The organism is Streptomyces sp. NPDC056361 (assembly GCF_042262805.1).
GTDB lineage: Bacteria > Actinomycetota > Actinomycetes > Streptomycetales > Streptomycetaceae > Streptomyces.
The window spans coordinates 1-21811 of the sequence record NZ_JBHJQI010000016.1 but is presented as its reverse complement, the minus strand read 5'-3'; the positions used below and the strand labels follow the sequence as shown (position 1 = coordinate 21811).

The 21811-nt window shown below is 74.2% G+C and carries 19 protein-coding genes and 1 pseudogene; 9 read left to right on the top strand and 11 right to left on the bottom strand.

Annotation, left to right across the window (positions count from 1 at the left end; all coding sequences use genetic code 11):
* Positions 1 to 50 precede the first annotated feature (50 nt).
* The 6 genes from ACFCY7_RS07735 to ACFCY7_RS07710 all read right to left on the bottom strand — a co-directional run bounded on the left by ACFCY7_RS07735 (position 51) and on the right by ACFCY7_RS07710 (position 6897).
* Complete coding sequence (locus ACFCY7_RS07735; RefSeq protein WP_376482268.1) at positions 51 to 968, bottom strand: hypothetical protein; 918 nt, start codon at positions 966 to 968, stop codon at positions 51 to 53.
* Between the two features lie 103 nt (positions 969 to 1071).
* A complete protein-coding gene (locus ACFCY7_RS07730) occupies positions 1072 to 1716 on the bottom strand; it encodes a LuxR C-terminal-related transcriptional regulator (RefSeq protein WP_376482370.1) in 645 nt (214 codons plus the stop codon).
* Between the two features lie 56 nt (positions 1717 to 1772).
* Positions 1773 to 3197, bottom strand: coding sequence for a sensor domain-containing protein (locus ACFCY7_RS07725; RefSeq protein ID WP_376482266.1), 1425 nt, complete (start codon positions 3195 to 3197; stop codon positions 1773 to 1775).
* 130 nt (positions 3198 to 3327) lie between these two features.
* Positions 3328 to 4182, bottom strand: coding sequence for a maleylpyruvate isomerase N-terminal domain-containing protein (locus tag ACFCY7_RS07720; protein WP_376482264.1), 855 nt, complete (start codon positions 4180 to 4182; stop codon positions 3328 to 3330).
* A gap of 206 nt (positions 4183 to 4388) precedes the next feature.
* Positions 4389 to 5684, bottom strand: coding sequence for a helix-turn-helix domain-containing protein (locus ACFCY7_RS07715; protein WP_376482263.1), 1296 nt, complete (start codon positions 5682 to 5684; stop codon positions 4389 to 4391).
* A 139-nt stretch (positions 5685 to 5823) separates the two neighbouring features.
* On the bottom strand, positions 5824 to 6897 hold the full coding sequence (locus tag ACFCY7_RS07710; RefSeq protein ID WP_376482261.1) for a hypothetical protein: 1074 nt from the start codon (positions 6895 to 6897) through the stop codon (positions 5824 to 5826).
* A gap of 109 nt (positions 6898 to 7006) precedes the next feature.
* Between ACFCY7_RS07710 and ACFCY7_RS07705 the strand changes: the two genes are divergently transcribed.
* Positions 7007 to 7840 (top strand): MBL fold metallo-hydrolase, encoded by an 834-nt coding sequence (locus ACFCY7_RS07705; protein ID WP_376482260.1) that lies wholly within the window; start codon positions 7007 to 7009, stop codon positions 7838 to 7840.
* A 262-nt stretch (positions 7841 to 8102) separates the two neighbouring features.
* Here ACFCY7_RS07705 and ACFCY7_RS07700 read toward each other — a convergent pair whose 3' ends face one another.
* The gene (locus ACFCY7_RS07700) at positions 8103 to 8951 is read right to left on the bottom strand and encodes an SDR family NAD(P)-dependent oxidoreductase (protein ID WP_376482258.1); all 849 of its coding nucleotides are present in this window, start codon (positions 8949 to 8951) and stop codon (positions 8103 to 8105) included.
* Positions 8952 to 9054: 103 nt separating this feature from the next.
* On the opposite strand from ACFCY7_RS07700, the gene ACFCY7_RS07695 reads away from it, so the two are divergent.
* Positions 9055 to 9666 (top strand): CGNR zinc finger domain-containing protein, encoded by a 612-nt coding sequence (locus ACFCY7_RS07695; protein ID WP_376482257.1) that lies wholly within the window; start codon positions 9055 to 9057, stop codon positions 9664 to 9666.
* 123 nt (positions 9667 to 9789) lie between these two features.
* On the opposite strand, the gene ACFCY7_RS07690 is transcribed toward ACFCY7_RS07695, so the two are convergent.
* Positions 9790 to 10293: a DinB family protein gene (locus ACFCY7_RS07690; RefSeq protein WP_376482255.1), complete on the bottom strand. Its 504-nt coding sequence runs from the start codon at positions 10291 to 10293 to the stop codon at positions 9790 to 9792.
* Positions 10294 to 10335: 42 nt separating this feature from the next.
* On the bottom strand, positions 10336 to 12357 hold the full coding sequence (locus ACFCY7_RS07685) for a SpoIIE family protein phosphatase (protein WP_376482253.1): 2022 nt from the start codon (positions 12355 to 12357) through the stop codon (positions 10336 to 10338).
* Positions 12358 to 12625: 268 nt separating this feature from the next.
* Between ACFCY7_RS07685 and ACFCY7_RS07680 the strand changes: the two genes are divergently transcribed.
* The 3 genes from ACFCY7_RS07680 to ACFCY7_RS07670 all read left to right on the top strand — a co-directional run bounded on the left by ACFCY7_RS07680 (position 12626) and on the right by ACFCY7_RS07670 (position 15877).
* Positions 12626 to 13423, top strand: coding sequence for a YqjF family protein (locus ACFCY7_RS07680; protein WP_376482251.1), 798 nt, complete (start codon positions 12626 to 12628; stop codon positions 13421 to 13423).
* A 163-nt stretch (positions 13424 to 13586) separates the two neighbouring features.
* Positions 13587 to 14480: an alpha/beta hydrolase gene (locus ACFCY7_RS07675; protein WP_376482369.1), complete on the top strand. Its 894-nt coding sequence runs from the start codon at positions 13587 to 13589 to the stop codon at positions 14478 to 14480.
* A 317-nt stretch (positions 14481 to 14797) separates the two neighbouring features.
* Complete coding sequence (locus tag ACFCY7_RS07670; protein WP_376482367.1) at positions 14798 to 15877, top strand: serine hydrolase domain-containing protein; 1080 nt, start codon at positions 14798 to 14800, stop codon at positions 15875 to 15877.
* Between the two features lie 165 nt (positions 15878 to 16042).
* Here ACFCY7_RS07670 and ACFCY7_RS07665 read toward each other — a convergent pair whose 3' ends face one another.
* Complete coding sequence (locus tag ACFCY7_RS07665; protein ID WP_376482249.1) at positions 16043 to 17083, bottom strand: helix-turn-helix domain-containing protein; 1041 nt, start codon at positions 17081 to 17083, stop codon at positions 16043 to 16045.
* 118 nt (positions 17084 to 17201) lie between these two features.
* Between ACFCY7_RS07665 and ACFCY7_RS07660 the strand changes: the two genes are divergently transcribed.
* The 3 genes from ACFCY7_RS07660 to ACFCY7_RS07650 all read left to right on the top strand — a co-directional run bounded on the left by ACFCY7_RS07660 (position 17202) and on the right by ACFCY7_RS07650 (position 20064).
* On the top strand, positions 17202 to 18098 hold the full coding sequence (locus tag ACFCY7_RS07660) for an alpha/beta hydrolase (protein WP_376482247.1): 897 nt from the start codon (positions 17202 to 17204) through the stop codon (positions 18096 to 18098).
* A gap of 244 nt (positions 18099 to 18342) precedes the next feature.
* Entirely contained in the window at positions 18343 to 19038 is a 696-nt protein-coding gene (locus tag ACFCY7_RS07655; protein WP_376482245.1) for a type 1 glutamine amidotransferase domain-containing protein, read from the top strand.
* An 84-nt stretch (positions 19039 to 19122) separates the two neighbouring features.
* On the top strand, positions 19123 to 20064 hold the full coding sequence (locus ACFCY7_RS07650; protein WP_376482243.1) for a LysR family transcriptional regulator: 942 nt from the start codon (positions 19123 to 19125) through the stop codon (positions 20062 to 20064).
* A gap of 39 nt (positions 20065 to 20103) precedes the next feature.
* On the opposite strand, the gene ACFCY7_RS07645 is transcribed toward ACFCY7_RS07650, so the two are convergent.
* Entirely contained in the window at positions 20104 to 21258 is a 1155-nt protein-coding gene (locus ACFCY7_RS07645; RefSeq protein ID WP_376482366.1) for a sensor histidine kinase, read from the bottom strand.
* Positions 21259 to 21551: 293 nt separating this feature from the next.
* Between ACFCY7_RS07645 and ACFCY7_RS07640 the strand changes: the two are divergent.
* Positions 21552 to 21811, top strand: a pseudogene (locus tag ACFCY7_RS07640) (heme-binding protein); the annotation flags it as partial.

Here is a 21811-nt window from a genome sequence, read left to right as displayed (position 1 = left end):
CGCCGCCGCGACCACGCCGCTCGTACGCGGCCGCCCGGACGGGTCGCGGCTCACCATCCGCCGTCGAAGAACGCCAGGAGCGCGGGGCCGGGGTCCGCCGCGGTCGTCGTGTTCGCCGCCGCGACCACCACCGCGGCCAGCGACGACGAGGCCGAGAGGACCACGAACGACACCCGGAGCAGCCGCGTCGGCCGGTCGGACGCCACCGTGCTCCGCAGCCTCCGCCACGCCGTCACGCTCGCGCCGAGGAGGACGACCGCCACGACCGCGGCGATGACGGCCATCGCCACGTGGTACCGGGCGAAGTCGCCGACCATCACGTCGACCGCGGGCGGGGTCGGGCGACCCCCGTCCGAGGAGTCGGCCAGTCGCGCCCTCACCTCGGCGAGGGTGGCGGCGAGTCGCCCGTCGGCGGTCGCGCCGGTCGGCAGCACCGGGAACAGGGAGGCGAACGGAGCCGCAGCACCCTGGACGTTGGCCATCACCGCCGCGAGCGAGAGCACCGCGACCGAGACCACCGCGAACAGCGTGCCGAGAACGCCGGTCGACGCGAGGGTCGGCCTCCTTCCCGCGCCGAACCCGCCGGCCGTCAGGAAGGCCTTCCGGAGCAGGACGGCGAGCGCGACAAGCGTGATCAGCAGCAGAGCGGCGATCACGGCCTTGGCCACGTGGAACCGGAACCAGTAGTCGATGATCCTCGCCAGGTTCGGGGAGGGATCCCGGTCGCCGGAACTCCAGTACGCGACGAACGCCCCGCGGAACTCCCGGGCGAGGCCGCGCCGGTCGGCGAGAGCGCCGTCCGCGCCGGTCGCCGCCACCGTACGGGGAACGAGGACGAAGGCCGCGACGAGGGCGCAGGCCAGGGTGCCGAGGACGGCGAGGGCGCGCCGGGGGACGCCCGCCGGCCGCGACGGGGCCGTGGGGTCGGCATGGGCGGTGGAGCCGGTGAGGCCGGGTGCTGAGGTCATGCCGACCACCGTCGCGTACGGACGGCAGGGTGGTCACCGGAGCCTGCCGCACCTCCGGGGGTGTGGCAGGCCACACCCCCGGAGGACGTACGGGACGACGACGTCAGCCCCTCAGGTGGGCCAGGACGGCGAGGACCCTGCGGTGGTGGGCGTCGTCCGGAAGCAGGCCGAGCTTGGCGAAGATGTTGCCGATGTGCTTCTCCACCGCGCTGGCGGAGACGGCCAGTCGCCGGGCGACGGCCGTGTTGGAACAGCCCTCGGCCATGAGTGCCAGGATCTCCCGCTCCCGTGGGGTCAGGGCGTCGACGGGGCTGTCCCGGCGCCGCTCGGCGAGCAGCTGGGCGACCACCTGGGGGTCGAGCACCGTCCCGCCGCGGGCGACCCGGTCCAGCGCGTCCAGGAACTCGTCGATCCTGGCGACGCGGTCCTTCAGGAGGTAGCCGACGCCGCCGGAGCCGTCCGCGAGCAAGTCCCCGGCGTAGGAGGCCTCCACGTACTGGCTGAGCATCAGCACGGGGGATCCCGGCAGCCGCGAGCGGACGGCGATCGCCGCCCTCAGGCCCTCGTCGGCGTGCGTCGGCGGCATCCGTACGTCGACGATCGACACGTCCGGCCGGTGCGCGAGCACGGCCTCGACCAGGGACGGGCCGTCCCCGACCGCGTCCACCACCTCGTGGCCGTCCTCGACGAGCAGGCGGACCAGGCCTTCGCGCAGCAGCACCGAGTCGTCGGCGACGACGATCCGCAGGGAGCGGCGCAGCGGCGCGGGATCCGGTGGCGGCACGGACTCCCGTGCGGGCGGGGTCAGGGGCACGGCATCTCGGCGGTGATCGTCGTCGGGCCTCCGGCAGGGCTTTCGACCCGCAACCGGCCGCCGACCGCGCGCAGTCGGTCCTCCAGACCCCGCAACCCGTGTCCCTTGCCGAGCGCCGCGCCGCCCACCCCGTCGTCCGTCACCCAGACCCTCAAGGTTCCCTCGCCGTGTCGTAGTCCGATCGCGCACCGGTGCGCGTGGCTGTGCTTGGCCACGTTGGTCAGCGACTCCGCGACCACGAAGTACGCGGCCGTCTCCACGCCGGCGTCCGGCCGGTGGTCCAGGGGTACGGTATCGAGTACGGCGGGGACGGTGGAACGCGCGGCCAGGGCGGTCAGCGCCTCGGACAGGCCCCGGTCGGCGAGGATCGGCGGCGCGATGCCGCGCGACAGCGCCCGCAGCTCGTCCAGCGCCCCCTGGGCCTGCACGATCGCGTCGGCGAGGGCGGCCCTGGTCACCTCCGGCCTGGTGTCGAGAGAACGCTGCGCCCGCCCGAGTTCCATGGCCAGGCGCACCAGCCGCTGTTGGGGCCCGTCGTGGATGTCCCGCTCCAGTCGGCGCAGCGCGGTCGCCTCGGCCGTCACCGCGGCGACGGTCTGCGCACGGGCGGCATCCCGCTCTCGCTCCAGCCCGCCGATCCTGCGGTGCAGCGCGGACGCGTCGGAGAGCAGCGCCTGTCCGAGCCCGGCCTGGGCGGTGGCGCACGCCCGGGTGACCAGCGGCAGGACGCACAGCAGCACCAGGCCGGTAACGGTGCCGAAGGCGACCCGCTCAGCCGGCGACGACAGCCCGAGGCTCACGGTGACGTGCGACGCCGCGTCACCGACGTTCAGCGACAGGGGCCGCAGCGATCCGCGCGGCGCGTCCTCGTAGCGCAGCGCGCACGTCACGCAGGCGAGGCCGACGAACCACCACAGCGCGGTCACCACCGCCGTCACGAGGACGACGGGCAGCACCACCACCGCGTGGGCCGCGTCGAGCCAAGCCCCCGGAGCCGGCGCGGCCCCCTTGCCCGTCGGCCTCGGCCGCGGTTCGTACCGCGCACCCCCCACCACCTTGGCGATGCGCCACCGCTCCACGTTCGCGCACCACCTCGCCGGCTCCAGCGCCCACGCCGCCACCGGGGCGCCCCCGGGCAGCAGGAGGCCGACCGTCGCGCCCGGCACTCCGGCGAGCACCGCCACGAGTCCCGCCACCGCGGTGAACGGCGCGGTGAGCAGGTAGAGCGAGCCGACGAACGTGTGCCGCACCGTACGCGTGAGGGCCGCGGCGACGCCCGGTCGTCTCGGCCCGGCGGTGGCGGTGCCGGTGCCGGTGGCGGTGCCGGTGTCACCGACTTCGGCTTCAGCCGCAGCACCGGTTCCGTTCCAGGCTCCGGCTTCGGCTCCGGATCCGGAGGCGAGTGGCTTGGTCATCGGCCCACGCTAATACGACTGTCGGCCGCGCACAGGGGGCGGCTCCCCCTGGCGCCCCTGGCCCCGTCCCCTGGTCCGTCCCCTGGTCCGTCCCCTGGTCCGTCCCCTGGTCCCGACTCCCCCCGACCCGTCAGGGGTTCGCGATGAGTTGGCCGAGTCGCGTGGCCAGCCAGGGTCGCCGGCCGCCGGCTCGCATGCGGCCGCGGGCGACGGCCTTCCAGATCGGGGTGCGCCGGAAGGAGACGAGGAGGAAGTCGACCGGCGCGACGGTGAGGCGGCAGTCGTAGGCGCGGGGTGGCGCGTCGCGGGTGACCGTCATGGCGCCGTCGTCGATGACGACGGCGAGCCGTGGGCCGTCCTTGACGACGAGGTCGAGGGCGAGGGTGACGCCTCGGGCCTTCGCGGTGTCCAGGGCCAGGGCCATCATCGTCGGCATCGTCTGGCCGAGGACGAGCCGGGCCTCCTCCGGGACTATGGGCCAGGGGAGCCCCGCGCCGCGGGCGATGTCGAGGCCGTGGACGAGGCTCTCGCTGAGCATCAGGCCGGTCAGGACCGCGAGCGTCAGCTCCCGCCCGAACCAGGGGACGGCGACGGGGGTGTCCGGGGCGAGGCCTTCGGTGCCCCGGAGGAACGCCTCGCCCCGCTCGGCGACGAAGTCGCCCAGGCGCGCGCGCTCGTCGTCGCCGAAGAGGCCGATGGCGGTGGCGTTCATCGCCGTGATGCGTTCGCCGAGCGATCCGTCGCCCGGTGGGAGCACGCTGTCCCAGTCCACCGCCTTGTCGTCGAACGCGAGGGAGCAGTACGCGAGGTACACCGCGGCCACGTGCGCGCCGACGTCGCCCACCGTCCAGACCGGGACGCCGGACGCCGCGTTCCGGTCCGGCACCTCGCGCAACAGCCGGACCAGTCGCGGGATCACGTCGGCGAGGGCGGCGCGGGTCCTCTCGTGTTCGGCGACGGGATCGAACGCAGTGACGGTACCCATACCACTCCCCCACGAGCCGCGGACCGGGCCCGCAGATTACCGTCGAGTAGCTTGATTGCGATACCCCTTCGCCCCCCTTCCCCGCCGTCCGTCGCGGGGGTGCGCTCAGCCCTGCCGCTCGCCGATGTCGACCATCCAGGTGTTGACCTGTTGCCGCAGAACCCCGGGACTCCGGGGTGGGCCTGGGCTCCGGTGCTCCGCGGCGTCTACGCCCTCGTCTTGGCGCGGGCGGGCGGGGCGAGGGTGTGGCCGGCGGCGCGCAGGGCCTGGTCGTAGGCGTGCATGGCGTCCTCGGGGGACCCGAGCTTCTGGTGGAGGAGGGCGGCGCGGTGCCAGTACCGGGTGGCGTGCTCGTCGCCGACGGGCAGGGCGGAGAGGAGGTCGGCAGCAGCGGCGAGGGCGGTGGCGGCGCCGGTGTGGTCCTCGTCGGCGAACGAGGCCTCCGCCAGCACGATGTGCGCGTGGGCGCGCTGCGTTTCGTGCGCGTCGGGGGCGCGGTCCAGGGTGGCCTGGGCGAGGAGCCGTCCCCGCGCGGGGTCGTCGGCGCGGACGAGGAGGCCGGCGAGGGCGAGTTCGCAGCGGGAGAGGTCGGACGGGGCGCCGAGGCCGAGGAGGTCGGTGCGGGCCCCGTCGAGCAGTCGTACGGCCTCGCCGAGGCGGGTGGGCCGGGATTCGGCCAGGAGGACGCCGGTCAGGGCCCGCAGGTTGGCGGCGTCGACGGCCCGGTCCGCCTCGGCGAACAGCGCCAGTGCTCGCGTCGAGAGCGCGTGCGCCTCGCGGAACCTGCCCTGGTCGTGGGCGTGCCGGGCGGCGTCCGCGTATCCCTCGGCGCGCGCCCTGGGGGTGGACCTGGTGGCGGCGGCCCGCCCGATCCGTTCCAGGAGGGCGCCGGCGCCGTCCTGGTCACCCTGCTGGGCGCGTACCTCGGCGAGGAGCATCGCGAGCCGTGTCACCTCGTCGGACCAGAGCAGTTCGCGCTCCTCGTACACGGCGAGGGCGCGCTCGCCGAGTTCCGCCGCCGAGAACAGGTCGCGGCCGGCCAGGTAGCAGCGCACGAGGTCGACGGCCTGGTCGGCCCACGGGAGCGAGCCGGGCTCGGCGTGGCCGAGGAACTCCTCGTGGCCGTCGGTGGCCTCGTCCAGGCGGCCCAGGCGCTCCAGGGCGCGCAGTCGCGCCGCAGCCGCCGCCGGGTCGTCGAGGCCGTCGAAGAGGGCGAGGGCCTCCTCGGCGCGGCCCTCCCGCAAGGCCAGCAGGCCGATCCGGACCGTGCTGTCGGTCTCGGTCCGGGTGTCGGCCCGGCGCCCCTGCGCGAGGAACTCGACCGTCGTGCCCAGCCGGGCGGCGAGGTGGCGCAGCGCGGCGGGCGAGGCGCCGCGGGATCCCGACTCGATCATCGACAGGTAGCTCGCGGACATGCCGGGGCCGGCCAGGTCGGCCTGCGAGCGGCCCTGGGTGACCCGCAGGGTGCGGATCCGGCTGCCTGTCTGCTCGTCGGGGGTCATGTCGACCGATCCTAGAGGGTGTCCCGACGATCGGACCGGGCCCGGGGCCTCCGGCGCCGCTCGCCGATCCGGCCTGGTCTGGATCCGGCCTGGTCTGGATCTGGTCTGGTCTGGTCTGGTCTGGTCGGCAGGACACGCCCTAACTCCATACCGGCGGGCCGTGACCGGTGAGCAGGAGTGCCTGCCGGTACGCGTGGAGCGCGGCCTCCACGGCCCCGCAGGCCCGGTGCAGGGCGGCCGTACGGTGCCACTCGCGGGCGAGGAGCACGCGCTGCGCGCCGTGGGTCGCGTCGAGGATCGCGGTGGCCTGGGCGATCTCCTCCTCGCACCCGGCCCGGTCGCCCACCGCCAGGAGGGCCTCGGCGAGGACGAGACGGCTGTCGGCCATGGCCAGGGTGGCCGGGGTCTGCGGGCGGGCGAGGGCGGTCCGCACGTACGGCAGGGCGCGCTCGGGCTCGTCCGCGCGCACGAGGAGGTCGGCCACCTCGGTCTCGCAGTCGATCAGGAGGTAGCCCTGGTTGAGTTCGGACAGTTCCGCGTGGGCGCGCAGGAGCAGGGTCAGCGCCTCCTCCCAACGGTCCGGGTGGGCGCGGCCGAGCATCCGGCCGTGGATCCCGCGGACCGTGGCGAGGTTGACGTGGTGCTCGGTCTCGCCGAACAGGGCGAGGGCCTGCCGGGAGAGTTCGCACGCCTCCTCGGGCCGGCCGAGCCAGTAGGCGTTGAGCGCGGAGTTCCAGAACACGGCGCCCCGGGCCCCGGGCGCGCCCAACTCGTCGGCGACGGTCTGAAGTCTGCGCAACAGCCGGTTGGCGCGGCGCAGTTCGCCGCGCCTGCCGTAGACGCCCTCCAGCGTCACTCCGAGTCGTACGGCCTGCTCGTGCCAGGGGTGGCCGTGGTCGGTGAAGTCGGCCAGGGCTCGTTCGCCCCGGTCCGCCGCGGTTCCGAGGTCGCCGCACTGGGTGTGACACCGCACCAGGGCGACGCCCCGTTCGGCCCGTTCGGACGATCCGGGTTCCGCCGCGCGCCACAGCGCCTCGTAGTGGGTCGTCGCCTCGGTGTGCCGGTCCAGCGCCTCCAGGGCCCTGGCCTCGCCGTACCGCGCGGCGGGGCCCGGCAGGCGGGCGAAGGCGTCGAGCGCCTCGCCGGGCGAGCCGTTGTGCAGCGCTATCTCCGCGAACGCCAGGAGCCGTTCGTCTTCCGTTGGCATGCCCATCGCGGGCACAGCATAGCCACGTGAAGTTTCTTCACGTCCAACTTCACAGAACTTCACATTCGGGCTAGGTTTCGTCGCGATCGCACTCGAACCAACTGGGGGAACTCCCGTGTCCGACCTGACGATTCACACCCACACCGGCTCCGAGGCCGGCCTGTTCGTGAACTCCTACATCGTGGAGACCGACAGCGGCCTCGTGGTGGTGGACACCAACCTGCTGAACTCCGACATCGCCGAACTCGTCGCCAAGGTCGCCGCGTTCGGCAAGCCGCTGCTCGGCGTCCTCGTCACCCACGCGCACCCCGACCACTTCAACGGCGTCCACGCGCTCCTGGACGGTCGCGACATCCCCGTGTACGCCACCGAGGCGGTCGGCAAGGCCATCGTCGAGATCGCCGACGCGAAGCGGGCGCAGTGGGGGCCGGTGTACGGCGACGAGTGGCCCGCGGTCACCGCGTACCCGACGGTCCTCCTCGAGGACGGGCAGACCGTGGAGCTGGGCGGGGTCGCCTTCACTGCCCGCCACGTCGGCCCCGCCGAGAGCCACGCCGACAGCTACTTCCTCGCCTCGGTCGACGGCGGCGCCCCCACCGCCTTCATCGGCGACCTCGCCTTCCACGGGACCCACCCCTACACCGCCGACGGCCACGGCGCCCTCTGGCTCGACGCGCTCACCACCCTCACCACCGACCTGGCCGGCGCCCGCACCCTCCTGCCCGGCCACGGCACCCCGACCGGCGTCGAGGTCCTCGCCGCCCAGCACCGGTACCTCCAGCACTACCGCGAGACCGTCCGCGAACTCGCCGACGGCCGACCGACGCTCGCCCAGGCCGCCAAGGAGGAACTCGACCGCCGCCTCCAGGAGTTCGCCCCCGACCTCCCCCTCACCTGGATGATCGCCCTCGGCGCCGACGCCGTGGCCGCGGAGCTGGCCGGCTCCTGACGCACCCGGGCCCCACCCGGCCGATCGCCGCAGGACACCGGTTCCCACCCGGCCGGCCACCGCGGGCCACCAGTTCCACCCCGGCCGGTCACCGCGGGCCACCGCTTCCCACCCCGTACCGAGACGGTGCGTGGGAGCGGTGGCCCGCGGTCCCCCGTAATGCTCAACTCTCTTACGATGAAGGTTTGTTGCGCAGGCCTTCACCCGTGCCGAATCAATCCGCTGCCGCGACCGTGCCCCGTACGGGGTTCACGCGGGCCGGCTACCCGTCGACGGCGTCGGTCACGTGCAGCCAGCCGTCCAGGTCCGCGATGCGCGCCTCCAAGGCGGGGCGCATGCCCGTCGCGCTGGAGGTGCCGAGGGCGAGGCGCAGCGGAGGGTTGGGGGCGTCGACCGCGGCGCGGATGCCCGCGGCGATGCGCGCCGCGGCGGAGAAGGCGGATGCCGGCAGCTCTCCGATGGCCTTGTGGACTTCGCGGACGGTCCCGTCGTAGTCGTCCAGGCCGGCCGCGACGTCGAGGTTGGCGAGGAAGGGGGTCGCGGTCATCCCGGGCTGGATGAGCGTGACCTTGATGCCGAGCGGTGCGACCTCGGCCGCGAGTGCGTCCGACAGCCCCTCGACCGCGTACTTGGTGGCGGCGAGGAGGCCCACGCCGGGATGGGCGGACTGCCCGTAGACGGACGAGGCCTGGAGGATGTGCCCGGACCGCTGGGCGCGGAGCACCGGCAGCGTCGCACGGAGCACGTTGAGCACGCCGAAGACATTGGTGTCGAACACGGCGCGGGCCTGCGCGTCGGAGGCCTCCTCGACCGCTCCGAACAGTCCGTATCCCGCGTTGTTGGCCACGACGTCGATGCGGCCGAACCGAGCGAGCGTGCGCTCCACCGCGTCCCGGACGGCCCCCTCGTCACGCACGTCCGCCGGGACGAGGAGCAGCCGTTCCCCGTGCGCTTGCGCGAGTTCGGCCAGGGAGGAGGTGTCGCGGGCGAGGGCCGAGACGGTGTCGCCGTTCTCCAGTGCCTGGAGCGCGAGTTCGCGGCCGATGCCGGACGTCGAGCCGGTGATCAGCCATGTGCGGAGCGGGGCCTGGTGATTCGATGCTTCATTCATGTTGCGACCGTAAGCCGTTAGCTCGCAACAGGTCAACGTCGATCGACCGCGAGGTTGCCCGCTACTCGAATTAGCGCATCTCACGCTGATGTACTGTGGGGGGATGGTCACCGAGGCATCCGGATCCCCCGAACCCAGCCCACGCACCGTCACGCCGACGGTGGAGACCGTTCTCGCGTTCGTGAACACGCGGGCGGACGGATCGGGTCGCCGAGAGCTGTTCGGGGACGGGGACGCGTTCGCGGAGTGGCTGGCGGGGCGCGACGAGTTCGGTGGCGAAACCGTGGTGACCGACGCCGACGCCGCGGTCGCGCGCGAGCTGCGCGATGCCCTGGTGGTCGTGCTGCTCGCGCACTCGGGCGATGAGGAAAGCCTGGGTGAACCGCTGGTGCGTGCCGAGCGGCACCTGCGACGCGTGGGTGCCCTCTACCCGCTGGCGACGGTCGTCACGGCCGGCGGTGCAGAGCTGGCATCGCCGCAGGCGGGGGTGCCGCGCGTGTTCGGAACCGTACTGGCCGCGGTGACGACGTTCGCGCAGAGCGGCGACTGGGGGCGCGTCAAGGCATGCCGGAACCCCCCGTGCCATTTCGGTTTCTTCGACCGCACCCGCAACGGGGCCGGGCTGTACTGCAGCACCGGCTGCGGCTCCCAGGTGTCCATGCGCAAACACCGCCAGCGGCAGCGCCGTGGCGGTGTTGCGGAGTCAGGGGCGTGAGAGCGCCCCTCCGGCAAGGCCGTGCGGCCGCGTCGTGAGCGCGCGTCGCCGTCCTCGCTCGGGCCTGTCCGGCGGATCGGGTCCGGACACGGACAGGGCCCGGGGCGAGTCGGCCCGGTCGGCCTAGCCGGTGGTGCCGTCGAGCATCTCGCGGAGGATGTCCAGGTGGCCGTTGTGGCGGGCCGTCTCCTCGGTGAGGTGGAGGAGGATCCAGCGGAGGTCGACGTGGAGGCCGTTGCGGACGGGGCGCTTCGCCCGGGTGTCGAGGTGGTTGGCGGAGACCAGGTCGCGGTAGCGGGCGCTCTGGTCGGCGTACTCGTCGAGGAGCTGGGCGAGGGGGAAGTCGACGGCGACCCGCATCTCGCGGTCGGGGTCCTCCTCGGTCCAGGGGCCGTGGTCGTCCTCGCCGAGGAAGACGACCTGGAACCAGTAGTACTCGACCCAGCGGAGGTGGTTGATCAATCCGCTCATGGTCATCAGCGGTGAGCCGGGCAGGAGCGCCTTGCGGGCGTCCTCCTCGGAGAGGCCGGCGCACTTGGCGCGGGCGGTGCCCCGGGCGTAGTCGAGGAACGTGGTGAGCTGGGTGCGCTCGTCCCACGCGGGTGGCGTGTCATCGGTTCTGGTCATCGTGCGAAGCGTCGCCGATCACCGTGACCGGTGTCGACGGATTTACGGGGAGTGCGGGCGGACGGGCCCCGCGGGGTCGGCGGCGGGCCCGGCGCGGAAGGCGATCATCGCGGTGTCGTCGCGGTGGTCGGACAGTTCGTCGAGGAGGCGGAGGAGGGCGGCGAGGGGCTCGTCGCGGTGGTGGGCGGCGGCCTCGGCGAGGCGTCGCTGGCCGTCCGCGAGGGAGGAGGTACGGGACTCGATGAGGCCGTCGGTGTAGTGGAGGAGCGTGTCGCCGGGAGCGAGGGTGTGGTGGTGGCTCGTACGGGCGATGCGGGGTCCGACGCAGAGCGGCGGGTCCTCGCCGCTGCCGGTGAGGAAGCGGGGGCTGCCGTGGGCCGGGACGAGCAGGGGCGGTGGATGGCCGGCGTTGGACCAGGTCATGTGCCAGGTGCCGTCGGGGCGGGGACGGAGGTGGGTGTGGACGGCTGTGGTGAAGGGGGCGCCGGCGAGGCCTTCGGCGACGTCGTCGAGCATCGAGAGGACGGTGGCCGGGGTGCGGTCGGGGCCTTTGTGCCAGGCGAGGGCGCGGAGCATGCTGCGCAGCTGGCCCATGGCGGTGGCCGCGGCGAGGTCGTGGCCGGCGACGTCGCCGATGTCGAGGACGAGGGTGCCGTCGGGGTGGACGATCGCGTCGTACCAGTCGCCGCCGATCTCGTGTGACGAGCTGGCGGGCTCGTAGCGGGCGGCCAGATCGGCGCCGGGCACCTCGGGCGGCCTGGTGAGGTGGGCGCGCTGGAGGGCGAGGGCGGTGCGGCGGGCCTGCTGGAGGTCGACGGCCTTGCGGATCGGCCGCTGGGCGTGGTGCAGCACCTCCCGCAGCAGCTCGACGTCGGCCGCCGCCGGGACGGGCGTGTCGCCGTTGGTGGCGGTGGCCGCGTACCCCAGGACGATGTCCTCGACGACGAGCGGGACGAGCGTCAGGCTCGTCGCGCCCGAGGCGACGAGCCACCGCTCGGTGACGGCCGGGACGAGGTCGGGTGGCACGGGCCCGCCCTCCGGGAGCAGGAACGTCCGCGGCACCCCTCGCTCCAGCACCTCGCGCACCGTCTCGGTGACGGTCACCCGCTGGCCGAGCAGCGCCGGCGGGGCGGGCAGGCCCGGGCGGGTGGCGGAGGCCACGCGGCGGGCGGTGACCGTGGCGTTCTCGGGCAGCGGCCACTCCTCGTGGGACAGCAGCAGGATCAGACACGCGTCGGCCAGCTCGGGCACCACCACCTCCACCACGGCGGCGAACGCCTCCTCCGGGCTCCCGCCCGACGCCGCGGCCACCTGCGCGAGGAGGCTCTCCCGCAGCTGCGTGCCCCACGTGTCCTCCACGTCGGCGGTCGCCGCGATCCACTCCGTCACGCGGCCCTCCTGGACGATGGGGACGCTGCGCGTGGACAAGTGCCGGTACGAGCCGTCCGCCGCCCGGATCCGGAACGTGCCCTGGAAGACGCCGCTGCCGCCGGGTCCCGCGGCCGCCCGCCACGCGCCCCTGAGCCTCTCCCGGTCGCGGGGATGCACGAACGCGTACCAGCTCCCGTCCGCCCGGCCGACCCACGGCGCCCCGGTGAGCTGCTCCCAGCCGGGCACGACCTCCTCCATGGAACCGTCCGCGTGCAGCACCCAGACCATCTGGGAGACGGCCGAGACGAGCGCCTCGTACCGCTGGAGCGCACGGCTCTCCGGCGTCGTGTCCATCGCCACCACCAGGATCCCCGCACCGTCCCTGGTGGTGACGGGGCTGCACGAGTAGACGAAGCGCGCCGCCTGCTCGACGGCCCCCGGATCCGTCTCCCGGGCGCCCGTGACCTGCCGGGCGCGTCCCGTGGCCCGCACGTCGGCGAGCACCGACAGGAACCGCCCCGAGTCCGGGTCCGGGAACGCCTCCCGGGCCGGCAGTCCCACCGACCGCGAGCCGAACAGCCTGGTGAAGGCCTCGTTCGTGTAGATCAACCGGTGCTCGGGCCCGGCGAGCAGCGCGACCGCCGCGATCGTCGCGTCGAACAGCTTCGGGTCCAGCGCCCATGCCGGACTCATCGCGGCCCCGCCGCGCCGGATGCGCCCGGGCCGAAGCCGCGCGCGACGCCCGGGACCCGCCTTCGTCCGAGGCCGTCACCGAAGGTCCGGCCGGGAGGCCCCGCCACGGAGGTCCGCCCGTCTCTCATCACACCAGCGCCGCGCATTTCCTCATCTTCCCTGGTCAACCGGCTCGTCCCGCCGCGCCACGCGGGCTCGGGAAGGCCCCGGCCCGAGAGCGGCGCCGGGGAGCGACCCGGTCGTGCCGCCGATCCTGGATACTGCTGCGATGCAGCAGACGCCGCCGCCCGTGGGGCCCGAACCCATATCGGCGGACCCTCCGCACCGCACGGACCGCACCCTGCTGACCCAGTCCTGGCTCGACCTGGCGTTCCTGCACTGGCCGGTGGAGCCCGCCGAGGTGGCGCCGCTGCTGCCGGCCGGTACGGTGCCGGACACCCTCGACGGGGTCACGTACGTGGGGCTCGTGGCGTTCCGGATGCACCGGGTCGGCTGGTTCCGGCTCCCGGGGATCCCGTACCTCGGCAGCTTCCCCGAGACGAACGTCAGGCTGTACTCCGTCGACGGGCACGGGCGCCGCGGGGTGGTGTTCCGCTCGCTCGACGCGTCCCGACTGCTTCCGGTGGCCATCGGCCGATGGGGGTTCCGGATCCCCTACGTCTGGTCGAGGATGAGCGTCCTGAGCGACGGCTCCACCGTGACGTACCGCAGCAGGCGGCGGTGGCCCGGGCCGCGCGGGGCGCACAGCGCGATCACGGTGGACGTCGGGGAAGCGGTCGAGGAGCCCACGGCGCTGGAGCACTTCCTCACCGCGCGGTGGGGCATGCACAGCTCCCTCCTGGGGCGACCCCTCTACCTCCCCAACACCCACCCGCGCTGGCCGCTGCACCGGGCCCGGCTCGTCTCCCTGGACGAGAGCCTCCTCGCCGCCGCGGGACTCCCCCGCCCCCTCGGCGAGCCCGTCAGCGTGCTGTACTCCCCCGGCGTCCCGGTCCGGTTCGGCGGTCCGCCCCGGCGGCCGTACGGCGTGGGCATCCCGCACCAGAGAAGGGCCGGCGACGACTGACCCGCGACGGTCCGGCGGCCGACCCGCGTCGCACGCCCTGCCGGTCCGGTCGGGGCCCGTCGGGGCCTCCCGCCGCCGCGCCCGCCGGTCGGTGCGTGATCGGGGTCGGACGCGCGACGGTCGGCGGGTGAACTCACGGGCCGCGGCGGTGAGGATGGTCGTCATGGACCCCGAACTCGAAGCGTTCGTCCCGTGGTTCCCCCGGAACGACCTGAGCGACCCGCTCGCCGCGCGCGTGCGGTTCGCCGAACTGGCCGCCGCGGTACCGGTCGACGTCACCGGCCTGGAGATCCAGGACCGCACCGTGCCCGGCGACCCCGACGTGGCCGTACGGATCTACCGCCCCGCCGAGACCCGGGGGGCCGTCGTCTGGCTGCACGGCGGCGGCTTCGTCATGGGTGGCGTGGACACCGAGCACCCGTGGGCGGCGCGGATCGCCACCGCCTCCGGTGCGGTGGTGATCTCGGTGGACTACCGGCTGTCCCCCGAGCACCGGTTCCCGGCGGCCCTGGACGACGCGTACGCCGTCCTGACCTGGGTGGCCGGACACGCCGACGAGCTCGGCGTCGATCCGGAGCGGGTCGCGGTCGGCGGGCACAGCGCCGGCGGCTGCCTCGCGGCCGCGGTGGCGCTGCGGGCACGCGACCTCCAAGGGCCGCCGATCCGCTTCCAGTTGCTCAACCAACCGGGGCTCGACGACCGGCAGGAGACCTGGTCGCAGCGGAACTTCACCGACACGCCCTGGTTCCACCGGGCCAAGGCCGCCGCCGCGTGGCGGCACTACCTGGGTTCCCAGGCCGCCACGCCGTACGCGGCCCCCGCACGCGCCACGGACCTCGCCGGTCTGCCACCGGCCTACATCGCCACCGCGGAACTCTGTCCGAACCGCGACGAGGACATCGCGTACGCCCTCCGTCTCATGCGCGCCGGCGTGCCGGTCGAACTGCACCAGTGGCCGGGCACGTTCCACGGCTCCCAGGCGATCCTCTCCGCCGATGTGTCCCAGCGGCAGAACGCCGAACTCGGCGCCGCGCTGCGCCGCGCGCTGTCCGAGTGAGCCGCGGGCCGCGACACGCACGAGGACGGGACGACACGTGTCCCGCGTACGGGGACGGGACGGCTCTCGTCCTCCCCATCCCATCCCGCCCCGAAAGGACGGACATCATGAAGATCCGACGTGTGCTGCGTGGAAGTGTGGCCGCGCTCAGCGCGTGTGCCGGGCTGGTGGCAGCGGTGCCCGCTCCCGCCGCGCCGCCGACCGGGCCGACGGGGCCGACGGGCTACACGAGCCCGGCGGTGGACGGCACGAGCCCGGCGAGGAGCGGCACGGACCACGCGACGACCGTCCTGGATCCCGCGAACCTGCAGTCCGCGATGGACGCCGTGCACCGCGCCGGAATCCCGGGCGTGTTCGGCGAGGTGCGGGACGGGGGCCGGACCTGGCGCGGCGCCTCGGGAGTGGCCGATGTCGCCACGGGCCGTCCCGTCCGGCCCGGCATGCGGCAGCGCGTCGGCAGCATCACCAAGACCTTCACCGCGGCCGCGGTCATGCAGCAGGTCGAACAGGGCCGTATCCGCCTCGACGCGCCGATCGGCGACTACCTGCCCCACCTGGTGCCGGGAGAACGCGGCAGGAGCATCACGGTCCGCATGCTGCTCAACCACACGAGCGGCATCCCCGATTACCTGCCGTACGCCTTCCCCTCCCTCCAGGGCTTCCCCACCTCGCCCGACGTCTCCGCCGACAGCCTGGACGACAACCGGTTCCGGCGGTTCCGGCCGGCCGAGCTCATCGCGATGGGGCTCGCGGCACCGCCCACCGGCGCACCCGGAGGCCCCGTCGGCGTGTACTCCAACTCCAACTACCTCCTCCTGGGCGAACTCCTGGAGCAGGTGACCGGAACCCCGGCCGAGGAGTACATCACCCGCCACGTCATCGCCCGGGCCGGCCTCCGCCACACCGAGTTCCCGACCGGCCCCCGCGTCAGGGGACCGCACCCGCGCATGTACGAGGCCTTCTACGGCGTCATCGACCCGCCGCGCGACTACAGCGTCTACGACATGTCCTGGGTGGGCACGGGTGCCGCCCTGGTCTCGACCATGCCGGACGTCAACCGCTTCTACGCCGAGCTGCTCGCCGGGCGCATCGTCGGCCCGGCGTCGCTGGCGGAGATGCAGCGCACGATCCCGGTCCGCGCCCTCGACGGGTCGACGGTCGACTACGGCCTCGGTCTCCACCGGTTCGCCCTCCCCGGCTGCGGCACCTTCTGGGGCCACGACGGAACCGTCTGGGGAGCCGGCACGATGACCATGACCAGCGCGGACGGCACCCGTCAGATGTCCGTGGCCGTCAACCTCATCCGCTGGAACAAGCCGGACGCCTCCGGCCGGCCGCAGCCCCATCCCATCGACGGAGCGCTGAGGACGCTGTACCGGACGGCGATGTGCGACTGATGCGGCGCGTCCGCGGCGAGTCGGCAGCCGTCCGCCGCGGACCCGGCAGTGGTCCGTCGTAGACCCGGCAGTGGTCCGCCGCAGAACCGGCAACCGTCCGCCGCAGACCTGGCAACCGTCCGCCGCGGACCCGGCAACCGTCCGCCGCGGACCCGGCGTCCGCGATCACGTCTCGTCGTGGAGGAGTTGCCAGGTCGTCAGGGCGACTCTGGCGCGCATGAGTTCCGTGGGATCGGTGAGGTCGATGCACAGGGAGGTGCCGATGTGGTCGAGGCGGCGGGCGACGGTGCTGTGGTGGAGGTGGAGGGAGTCGGCGGCGCGGCGGAGGGAGCCGGTGGCGCAGTAGGCCTCCAGGGTTTCGAGGTCCTCGGGGTTGCGGGCGAGGTGGGCGAGGGCGGTGACGTCGGGGTTGGCCCGCGCGGCGGCCTCGGGGACTTCGGCCAGGAGTGCCAGGGCGCCGAGGGCGCCGTGGGGGACGACGGGCCGGCGCGGGGTGGTGAAGCGGAGGGCGGTGCGGGCCTGCCGCCAGGAGCGGTCGGGGGTCTCGGCGGTGCCGATGCCGGCGCGGACGCCGGAGGGGAAGGCGTCCTGGGCGACGGTCGTCGCCAGGATGACGCCGACGTCGGCCACGACGGCCGCCTTCACCGGGCGGGCGGGGCAGATCAGGGCGCCGATCCGGTCGAGCGGGAGCCGCGAGCGTACGGCGACGACGCGGACGGGCAGGTCGGGGGCGAAGCCCAGGAGGCGGAGGGCCCGGGCCCGGCCCGCCTCGTCGCAGCCCGCGCTGACGACGAGTTCGACGAGGGCCGGGTCGGCCATGGTGGTCCGGGCGGGGCCGTAGCGCTCGACGACGGCCGCGGCGGCGAGGGCGAGACGGTCGAGGAGGACGTCGTCGAACACGCCGGGTGGGCCCGGGCGTTCCACCCAGACCGTGCCGATCTCCTCGTCGTCGAGGGTGATCGGCGCCGTCGCCGAAGCGGCTGCCTGCGGTCCCGTCGCGTCCCTGCCGTCGGGTGCGACGCGGATCGACCGTCCGGTGCCGTGCAGTCTGATGCCGGCCACGCATTCGGCGAGACCCGCCGAGGCCCGGGCGAGCGCGGGCAGGTCCACCCGGCGGCGCATCAGGGTGTCGTAGAACGCGACGACGCGGATGGCGCCTTCGCTGTGCGGGTCCAGTTGCGACAGCCGTTCGGCCAGTGCCTCCATGCCAGGAGAATAGGGTTCCGCGGTGGCGCGCGGGGGCGCCGGTCGGCGCGCGATCGGCGGGGGACGCGCGACGGTCGGCGGGTGACGGGTCGGGGGGCGGCCGGTGAGGATGACCGTCATGGACCCCGAACTCGAACCGTTCATCCCGTTCCTCCCGCAGACCGACCCCGCCGACCCGGTCGCCACCCGCAGGACGTTCGCCGCGCTGGCCGCCGCGCGGCCCGCGCCGGACACCACGGACTTGGAGATCGAGGACCTCACGGTTCCGGCCGATCCCGACGTGGCGGTACGGATCTACCGGCCGCGCCGGGCCCAGGGCGCCGTCGTCTGGCTGCACGGCGGCGGCTTCGTCTTCGGGGACCTGGACACCGAGCATCCCTGGGCCGCCCGCGTCTCGGCCGCGTCCGGCGCCGTCGTCGTCTCGGTCGACTACCGCCGCTCCCCCGAGCACCGTTACCCGGCGGCCCTCGACGACGCCTACGCCGTCCTGAACTGGACCGTGGACCACGCCTCCGAACTCGGCGTCGACCCGGGCCGCATCGCCGTCGGCGGCCACAGCGCCGGCGCGGGACTGGCGGCCGGCGTCGCCCTGCGGGCCCGCGACGAGCAAGGACCGCCGATCCGCTTCCAACTCCTCAACCAGCCCGGCCTCGACGACCGCCAGGACACCTGGTCCCAGCGGAACTTCACCGACACCCCCTGGCACGACCGCGACAGGCTCACCGTCATGTGGCGCCACTACCTGGGCTCCCGGCCCGCCACCCCGTACGCCGCCCCCGCCCGCGCCACCGACCTCTCCGGCCTGCCCCCGGCCTACGTCTCCACCGCCGAGTTCGACCCCCTCCGCGACGAAGCCATCGCCTACGCCCAGCGCCTCATGCAGGCCGGTGTCCCGGTCGAACTCCACCACTGGCCCGGCACCTTCCACGGCTCCCAAGCGCTCCTCTCCGCCGCCGTCTCCCAGCGCCAGAACGCCGAACTCGCCGCCGCCCTGCGTCGCGCGCTGGCGGGGTAGGTCGCGAGCGGGAACGGGCCGATCGGGTGCGATCGGGTGCGATCGGACCAGGGGTATTCCCCGTCGACCCATCGGAATCCCGATGGCGGGCATCGGGTTCTCCATTGGTGGGGTGTTCGCGACGGGTCTACGTTCGAGGACATCGCCGCACTGATGGTCCGGAAGGGACGCGTCGGGGTGGGCGGTGGTGATTCCCCGGGCCCGGAGGGCCCGCATCCGGGCCCGTATTCCTTGGAGCGAGAGCATGTCGAAGATTCTTTTCGTGATGACCGGTGCCGACCACTGGACGCTGAAGGACGGTACGAAGCACCCGACCGGCTTCTGGGCGGAGGAGGCGGTGGCGCCCTACGAGGCGTTGACGGCGGCGGGTCACGAGATCGTCGTGGCGACGCCGGGCGGTGTGGTGCCGACGGTGGACCGGGGGAGCCTGGCGCCGGAGGCCAACGGCGGACAGGAGGCGGCGGACAGGATCGCGGCGGTGCTCGCGTCGATGGACGAGCTGGAGAAGCCGATCCGACTGGAGGACGTGGAGCTGGGCGAGTACGAGGCCGTCTTCTACCCGGGCGGGCACGGTCCGATGGAGGACCTGGCGGTGGACGCCGTGTCCGGGAAGCTGCTGATCGAGGCGCTGGAGTCCGGGAAGCCGCTGGCGGTCGTCTGCCACGGGCCGGCCGCCCTGCTGGCGGCGACGCGGCCCGACGGCGGCAATGCGTTCGCCGGGTACGAGGTCGCCGCGTTCACCGACGACGAGGAGACGCAGGCGGGGTTCGCGGACAAGGCGAAGTGGCTCCTGGAGTCCCGCCTGGTCGAAGCCGGTGTCCGGGTGCGGGTGGGCGAGCCGTGGGCTCCCAACGTGGTCGTGGACCGCAACCTGGTCACCGGGCAGAACCCCGCCTCCTCCGCGCCGCTCGCGGCCGAGGTCGTCAAGATGCTGGGCTGACCGGGGCGACGCCTCCCGGTCGGATCGTCTGCGGCGCGCACCCCGCACCCATAGAGGGATCGATAGGGTGACGGGGTGGCGCATATGAATTCCGATGGCACCGCACCGGTGTCGCCGTCCGGCATCGCCCCCGTGTCGGACCTGAACCTGCTGCGTACGTTCCTGGCGGTCTATCGCTCCGGCTCGTTCACGGCCGCGGCCGGGCTGCTCGGCCTGTCGCAGCCGACGGTGACCGCGCAGATCCGTTCACTGGAGCGCCAGACGGGCCGGGAACTGTTCGCGCGGCTGCCGCGGGGTGTCGCGCCGACGCCGGTCGCCCATGACCTGGCGGCGCGCGTGGCCACGCCGCTGGACGCGCTCGCCGCCGCGACGGGGCACGACGACGCGCGCGACGAACGGGCCGCGCCGGTCCATCTGGCCGGGCCCGCCGAACTGCTCTGTATTCGGGTGATGCCCGCGCTCGCCCCGCTGGCCGCCGAGGGCGTGCGGCTGCGGGTGGCGCCGGGGCTGACGGAACCCCTCCTGGACGAGCTGCGGGCGGGCCGGCACGACCTGGTCGTCGCGACGTTCCGGCCGCGCGGGCGGACGCTGGTCGCCGTACCGCTGATGGACGAGGAGTTCGTGCTCGTGGCCGCCCCGGTGTGGGCCGACCGCCTCGGGGAACGCCTGACCGGGGAGGGGCCGTCGGCGCTGCACGCCGTGCCGCTGGTCGCGTACGCGGAGGACGTGCCCATCGCGCGCCGCTACTGGCGGCACGTCTTCGGCGCCCGGCTGTCCTGCCCCGCCGCCGTCACCGTGCCCGACCTGCGCGGCGTCCTCGCGGCGGTCGTCGCCGGGGCGGGCTTCACGGTCCTGCCGCGCTACCTCTGCGAAGCCGAACTCGCCTCGGGCGCTCTCGCGCTGCTGCACGAGCCCGAGGAACCGCCCATCAACACCGGCTATCTCGTCCAGCGCCCCGGGCGGCCGGACAATCCCGATGTCGTCCGGGTCCGCGATCTGCTGGTCGACGCGGGGCGGAGCTGGTGATCCGGCGGGTACGGGGCGGGCGACCGCGGCGGGCCGGGGTCAGGCGGCGGGGGTGAGGGGGATGGCGGCGGAGAGGACCGTGCCCTCGCCCGGGGTGGATTCGACGGTGAGGGTGCCGCCGAGCTGTCGGGCGCGGACGCGCATGGCGGGCAGGCCGTGGCCGCGGACGCCGCCGGGGGTGTCGGCGGGGTCGAAGCCGCGGCCGTCGTCGGCGATGTCGAGGACGACCTGGTCGTCGAGGTAGGTGAGGGTCAGGGCGGCGGATTCGGCGCCGGCGTGTTCGCGGATGTTGGCGAGGGCGCCCTGCGCGATCCGCAGCAGCGCGGACCGCACCCGCTCGGGCAGCGGGGTGCCGGGGGCTCCGTCCTGGTGGAAGCGGACGCGGAGCGTGTCGGAGGCCTCTCGGTCGGCGAGGCCGCGCAGGGCGTCTTCGAGGGTTCGCCCGTCGGCGAGGTCGGCGGGGGCGAGGTCGTGGACGAAGCGGCGGGCCTCGGTGAGGTTGCGCTCGGCGATGGTCTCGGCGGTACGGATGTGGCGGCGGGCGGCCACCGGATCGCTGTCCCAGAGCCGGTCGGCGGCCTGGAGCAGCATCTGCTGGCTGGACAGGCCCTGGGCGAGGGTGTCGTGGATCTCCATCGACAGCCGCTGCCGCTCCGCGAGCGTCCCTTCGCGCCGCTCGGTCGCGGCGAGTTCCCTGCGGGTGCGGACGAGGTCGGCGATGACCGTGCGCAGCCGGTCGGCCTGGCGCTGGGAGTAGACGAAGACCGCGGTGGCGACGGCGGCGCCGGCCGGCGGGGCGAACAGCAGGTTGGGGTCGAAGCCGAAGCGCAGCCGCAGCTTCATCTGTCCGGCCACGACGCAGGCGGTGATCAGGGCGGCCAGGAGGATCGCGGATCGGGTGCGGAGGGACCGCAGGCCCGTGTAGTAGAGCGGCACGGCGCACCAGGCGAAGCTGGGCGCGAGCACGACCAGGGTGAACCAGGAGCCGATCACGGCGGCCAGCCAGAGGCCGTGGGTCGCGGTGCGCCTGCCCGATGCGGGGGTCCGCCGGGGGCCGAGGATCGGGCCGAGGACGTAGAGGAGGGCCAGCGCGACGGTGAGGACGACCACCCAGGGGGTGGCGGGGGCGCCGGGGTGGACCATCAGGTAGCGAGTCAGCGACGAGCACAGGAGGACGAAGAACGCCACGTGCATCACGGTCGCGAGCCAGCCGGCGTCGGGATCGGCGTCCTCCGTGTCCAGGGGCCACCGTTCGTTCGTCCGCACCGTTCGCTCCTCGTCTCCGGCCGTGTCCTCGGGGCCAGATTATCCGGAATGATCTATTCCGAATCAACCGATCGGCTGACCCCCGCGTCCCCCACCGGGCGCGCCGGGCAGAGCCTCCAGGTCGACCGGAACGGCCCGCGTCCGCCCCCAGGATGGATGTCAGAGCGGGAACGCAGAGGCTTCCCGGGCCCCGAGGGGCGATCACCAAGGAGCTGAAGACCATGAAGAAGCTGTCCCTGCGCACCCGTGTCCTCACCGGTACCGTCGCCGCCGGTGCCCTCGCCGCCGGTACGTTCGGCGCCGTCTCCGCCAACGCCGCCACGCCGACCGCCGCCCCCGCCGCGGTCACCGCCGATGCCGCGAACGCGAACACGACGCAGTCGACGCACCTGACGATCGAGGCCGCGACCAAGGCCGCGCAGGCCGCCCTCGACGCCGCCGAGAAGGAGAACCAGCGCGTCTCCGTCGCCGTCGTCGACCG

Excerpts from the sequence above, each read along its gene's own strand:
- ACFCY7_RS07735 (WP_376482268.1), bottom strand. The coding sequence starts at position 968 with ATGACCTCAGCACCCGGCCTCACCGGCTCCACCGCCCATGCCGACCCC.
- ACFCY7_RS07725 (WP_376482266.1), bottom strand. The coding sequence starts at position 3,197 with ATGACCAAGCCACTCGCCTCCGGATCCGGAGCCGAAGCCGGAGCCTGG.
- ACFCY7_RS07720 (WP_376482264.1), bottom strand. The coding sequence starts at position 4,182 with ATGGGTACCGTCACTGCGTTCGATCCCGTCGCCGAACACGAGAGGACC.
- ACFCY7_RS07715 (WP_376482263.1), bottom strand. The coding sequence starts at position 5,684 with ATGACCCCCGACGAGCAGACAGGCAGCCGGATCCGCACCCTGCGGGTC.
- ACFCY7_RS07710 (WP_376482261.1), bottom strand. The coding sequence starts at position 6,897 with ATGGGCATGCCAACGGAAGACGAACGGCTCCTGGCGTTCGCGGAGATA.
- ACFCY7_RS07700 (WP_376482258.1), bottom strand. The coding sequence starts at position 8,951 with ATGAATGAAGCATCGAATCACCAGGCCCCGCTCCGCACATGGCTGATC.
- ACFCY7_RS07695 (WP_376482257.1), top strand. The coding sequence starts at position 9,055 with ATGGTCACCGAGGCATCCGGATCCCCCGAACCCAGCCCACGCACCGTC.
- ACFCY7_RS07690 (WP_376482255.1), bottom strand. The coding sequence starts at position 10,293 with ATGACCAGAACCGATGACACGCCACCCGCGTGGGACGAGCGCACCCAG.
- ACFCY7_RS07685 (WP_376482253.1), bottom strand. The coding sequence starts at position 12,357 with ATGAGTCCGGCATGGGCGCTGGACCCGAAGCTGTTCGACGCGACGATC.
- ACFCY7_RS07680 (WP_376482251.1), top strand. The coding sequence starts at position 12,626 with ATGCAGCAGACGCCGCCGCCCGTGGGGCCCGAACCCATATCGGCGGAC.
- ACFCY7_RS07675 (WP_376482369.1), top strand. The coding sequence starts at position 13,587 with ATGGACCCCGAACTCGAAGCGTTCGTCCCGTGGTTCCCCCGGAACGAC.
- ACFCY7_RS07670 (WP_376482367.1), top strand. The coding sequence starts at position 14,798 with ATGGACGCCGTGCACCGCGCCGGAATCCCGGGCGTGTTCGGCGAGGTG.
- ACFCY7_RS07665 (WP_376482249.1), bottom strand. The coding sequence starts at position 17,083 with ATGGAGGCACTGGCCGAACGGCTGTCGCAACTGGACCCGCACAGCGAA.
- ACFCY7_RS07660 (WP_376482247.1), top strand. The coding sequence starts at position 17,202 with ATGGACCCCGAACTCGAACCGTTCATCCCGTTCCTCCCGCAGACCGAC.
- ACFCY7_RS07655 (WP_376482245.1), top strand. The coding sequence starts at position 18,343 with ATGTCGAAGATTCTTTTCGTGATGACCGGTGCCGACCACTGGACGCTG.
- ACFCY7_RS07650 (WP_376482243.1), top strand. The coding sequence starts at position 19,123 with ATGAATTCCGATGGCACCGCACCGGTGTCGCCGTCCGGCATCGCCCCC.
- ACFCY7_RS07645 (WP_376482366.1), bottom strand. The coding sequence starts at position 21,258 with ATGCACGTGGCGTTCTTCGTCCTCCTGTGCTCGTCGCTGACTCGCTAC.